The 3,691-nt window shown below is 40.8% G+C and carries 2 protein-coding genes, 2 tRNA genes, 1 rRNA gene and 1 pseudogene; 1 reads left to right on the forward strand and 5 read right to left on the reverse strand.

Annotated features, from left to right (window positions below; genetic code table 11):
- Nucleotides 1-505 (forward strand): IS66 family transposase (locus tag AC1DWN_RS30180; protein ID WP_477562557.1); only part of this gene is annotated, 505 nt, incomplete at its 5' end.
- A 196-nt stretch (nt 506-701) separates the two neighbouring features.
- Here the strand turns inward: AC1DWN_RS30180 and AC1DWN_RS30185 are convergent.
- From AC1DWN_RS30185 to AC1DWN_RS30205, 5 genes and pseudogenes are all read right to left on the reverse strand, one after another.
- A pseudogene (locus AC1DWN_RS30185) lies at nt 702-2,084 on the reverse strand (AMP-binding protein).
- A 287-nt stretch (nt 2,085-2,371) separates the two neighbouring features.
- Entirely contained in the window at nt 2,372-3,013 is a 642-nt protein-coding gene (locus AC1DWN_RS30190; protein ID WP_477562558.1) for a hypothetical protein, read from the reverse strand.
- Between the two features lie 246 nt (nt 3,014-3,259).
- Nucleotides 3,260-3,335, reverse strand: a tRNA-Thr gene (locus AC1DWN_RS30195).
- A gap of 35 nt (nt 3,336-3,370) precedes the next feature.
- Nucleotides 3,371-3,447: transfer RNA gene (locus tag AC1DWN_RS30200), tRNA-Met, on the reverse strand.
- Between the two features lie 103 nt (nt 3,448-3,550).
- Nucleotides 3,551-3,691 (reverse strand): 23S ribosomal RNA (locus tag AC1DWN_RS30205); the annotation flags it as partial.

Genomic DNA, 3,691 nt, shown 5'->3' on the forward strand with positions numbered 1-3,691 from the left:
GCACAGTAAGTGTGTTAGAGAAGCCATGGATGATGCCGGATTGTTACCCTTATACGAAGGAACCAATGTACACGATGGACTAAAAGCCTACGAAGGTTACGACTGCAAGCATGCGCTTTGTAATCAGCATCATCATCGCGAGTTAAATGCGGTCGTGGAGAACGACAAGCAACCATGGGCGGAGGAAATGATTGACTTGCTGTACGAGATCAGGCGGAGAAAAGAAGAACTCATCGAAGAAAGACACGATGAAGTGGATCCACAAGAACGCGCCATCTTTGAAGACTGGTATCGGACTGTGGTAACAATCGGGCTTGCTGAAAATCTATCGCCTGCTCTTCCGGTAGAGAAAAAACGTGGGCGGGTAAAACAAAGCAAGACGAAAAACTTGCTAGATCGCTTGAACTCGAAGCGAGATGCAGTGCTTGCTTTCATGCACGATTTCCGGGTACCCTTCACCAATAACGAAGCCGAGCAAGCCATACGAATGATTAAGATCCATTAGAAAGTATCTGGTTCCTTTCGCAGCACGCAGGGCGCACAATTCTTTAGCCGCATTCGGGGATTTGTTTCCACTCTCCGTAAACAGAATCTTCCTGTTCTTGACACCTTGCGGTAAGTGGTTGATGGTAAATCGGTCCTTCCGAACCCATAACCACAAGCGAATTCCACAGCATATCAGGGGTGCCCCGCACCCCTTTTCAGGTTGTCTTGATAGAGGGCTGAGTAGTTACGTTTTCCTTCGTATATCGCATGACCCGATGGCTTCGAATTGCAATCTCACCATGCTCCTTTATCGGYATTGGCTCTCCTGTTTTCGGATTCAGCACCTTCACTTCTACACGTTTATCGATCTTACCGGCGAGACTGTAGGAGCCCTTTTCAAATTCCTTTTGACAAATTAATCCGCCCAGCATATTCGTATTTTTCATGAATTTATACATGTTCCGAAATATCAGATTATTCTTCCTATCTATGAAGCATATACCGCTTGCAACCGATCCCGCCTCAGAAGAACCATAGCTAACCATAAAGAAGTATAAATTTAAAGCCTTAGTCACCTTTTGCAAAATAGACTTTGTCACAGCCGCAGAAGTGAAAACCACACCAACCAATGACTTCAGATTATATAATTGTAAACTTGGGGAGGCAAGCATTTGACTAATCATAAACGGAGTGCCTATTAAAACTCTGCATTTTTCCTTTTCAACTGTGGATAAGGCTCGCGTATGATTAAAGTGGCTTAACATAACGATTCGAATATTACTTCCCTTCAAGGCTGTGAATATCGTTCCAAAGCCTCCAAGATGATACAGTGGCAATAAATTCATAATCGTAAAATGTCTCGTTATTCGATCAACCACTTTGGATATTAAACTATTGTCTTTGTATGAATAGGTTGTTTGACTAATAGAAACATGAAAAGAAGAGGTCGTACGAAGAACTCCCTTAGGATAGCCTAATGTGCCTGAAGTATAAAGCAGGATGAGTGGATCATTGACGGTGACCTCCCTAGAAGCCTCTAATAGGGACTGATCATCCTTCTTTGATGCGAGTGTAAATAATTCCCCATACGGACGAAAAGGAAAAGGAACCCTTGATTCATTGTCCAAAATTAACATATTCGCTGGTATCCATGTGCAATCGATATCTTTCAATTTGTTATCGGATATAATTTCTTGCAGGAGGGATGGATAATGTAAATGATGCCCCTCTCTACCTATGATCATAGCGCTCGGAGTAGAATCCTTCAAATATTTCTCAAGCTCCTCCTATTTGGAGTACGTATTGAGTGGAACAATTATTGCCCCTATAGAAGAGGTTGCGAACATCGAAAGAATAAGCTCCATTCCGCTTGGCATAAACAACGCTATCTTATCGCCTTTATTAATTCCGATTTCAAGAAACCCTTTGGCAAGCTGCTGAACCTCTCTCCAAATGGCTGACCAAGTATAGCTTTGTTTGAATTCTGGAAAACTGAACGCTGTATCATTAGGACAATTTATCGCCCTTCTATACAGCATATAGGGAGTCGTATCTCTATTTAAATCAGAAGTATTTTTCATTACCTTCTTACCCTCCATAATAAAAGTAGTGAATGAAATCTCTTAACTTGACTTGATGCTGAAGCTGTCTTCAGCACATTTTGTTCTTTAAAACAAACAAATTATTTTACTATTTTACGTTACTGACATTATTCCATGTATAATATAGCATTTATAAGGTTCTTTATAAAGAACATTTATTGATGATAAGATACTCTTACCACTCAGCTTATTCCTATACACAAGATACAACAAAAAAAACGGTCAGCAGGATAATCCCTGCGAACCGTTTTTTTTGTTTAATGATATCAAAGCAGCCAAACTCTCTATTTAGCAGGTTCTGTGTAACCAGCTTTTGTGTCAATACCTACTGTGCTAAGCTTTGCATCCCAAGTAACAGCAAAATCTATTGCCGCTGCAATATCTCTTAATTTAAAATAATTATTACCGCCAATATTATAAGCAGTAAGCTTAATTTCTTCTCCGTTAAGATATATCTTGGATTGGGTAGCTTTTGCTTGCTTCGTTGTCAGCTTTGAAGATACTACAAGCTCTTTGCCATCAGGTGTATAAGCTTCATTCGTCTTTAGGTTGATTGCATTGTTCTTGCTGTCCCAGCCTACTTGGAATTGTCTACTTGATCCATTGACTACCATGGCAAGATCACGCAGCTTGAAGTAGTTGCTGCCATCGATATTGTAAGCCTCAAAAGCAATTTGCTTGCCGTCGACTACAACCTTCGAAGCAGTTGGCTTCGCTGAAACCACAGTATCTTTTGGTTCCTCACTATTAACAAAAAGAAAGTTTAGATCCGCTGCTGTAAATATAATTTCTCCATCAGCATCATATACATCAAAATCAAATCCAAAAACCCTTCCTTCAGTAATTTCTTCTAGATCCTCGCTAAATGCAAATGTAGGACTGTAAATTAACTTACCATCTTTAAATTCACCTTCAAAATTTCCCAATTGTCCATCTATATAACTACCTGGATAAGAATCCACATATTTAGCTTTTGGATCAGTTGTTATAATTTCAAAAATTGGATATGTGCCTTGCTATCCTTCTTTGGTGTTTCCATAATAAGTACTTCGGCTCAAGCTAGTATGTTTTTTAGTTAAAGCTTCATTATTATTTATTTGCCCAGAAAAACAAAAAAACCTTGATTCTCAAGGTATTCAGTGTGATTCTATGATCTTTACTTCCAAAAAAAATGGTGCCGTCGAGAGGACTTGAACCCCCAACCTACTGATTACAAGTCAGTTGCTCTACCAGTTGAGCTACAACGGCACATGGTTATGGATYACCWWTAGTTAGAAGGTRATTGGTTGCGGGGGCAGGATTTGAACCTGCGGCCTTCGGGTTATGAGCCCGACGAGCTACCGGGCTGCTCCACCCCGCGTCGTATAGAAAGCATATTACACCTTCAAAACTGGATACGAAAGTTGTCTTACTGAACCTTAGCTGTTTGTTTGCCGGATGTATGGGTCCATGCAAACCTTATTTAGGATAAGCCCTCGACCGATTAGTATTCGTCAGCTCCACGCATTGCTGCGCTTCCACCCCGAACCTATCAACCTCGTCGTCTTCAAGGGGTCTTACATACTGGGAAATCTCATCTTGAGGGGGGCTTCACGCTTAGATGC

Source organism: Paenibacillus sp. P4_A7 (genome assembly GCF_056402455.1).